Source organism: Parendozoicomonas verongulae, assembly GCF_009711465.1.
In the GTDB taxonomy this organism is placed as follows: Bacteria; Pseudomonadota; Gammaproteobacteria; order Pseudomonadales; family Endozoicomonadaceae; genus Sansalvadorimonas; species Sansalvadorimonas verongulae.
On record NZ_SMME01000762.1, the window covers coordinates 4,327 to 4,777 of the forward strand.

The 451-nt window shown below is 49.9% G+C and carries 1 protein-coding gene; it reads left to right on the top strand.

The genetic code is table 11. The features are described 5' to 3' along the window. Positions 1–229: 229 nt before the first annotated feature. Positions 230–451 (top strand): hypothetical protein (locus tag E1189_RS25275; protein ID WP_230460199.1); only part of this gene is annotated, 222 nt, incomplete at its 3' end.

The window sequence follows — 451 nt, forward strand, 5'->3', positions numbered from 1 at the left end:
TTGTGATCTCTACAGGTAACATTGCTATACAAACTTCGGACAGCAAACATATCCACCCCCATAAAACAACATCCTGCGCCATAGACAGGGCAACCGAACCCTGCATCGTGCATTGCCGGGGGAAAAAACAACAAACCGGATTAACTCTCACCGCCTCACCGCCTGCACAGCATCTGGCCGTTGAAACAGGTGCCACACATGGATCCGGGATAAGGCAAACATGTGTCATGTGTCTTCAGGTGAGGACGATATCCCTTATATCCACTGCTCCCTCCTTCCTTCGAGAGACCTTCTTCCTTCCCGGTTTCCGCACTTAAATGCCTGGATACGCGAGTATTACAGAGAGCTTCAGGTTCGAACTGATGATGAAATGCCTGCGGATTCCTATGATATGTACACGTTAAAAGTTCACACAGGGCGCAGGCCCTTTATCTGTGACTTTGGCGGGTGC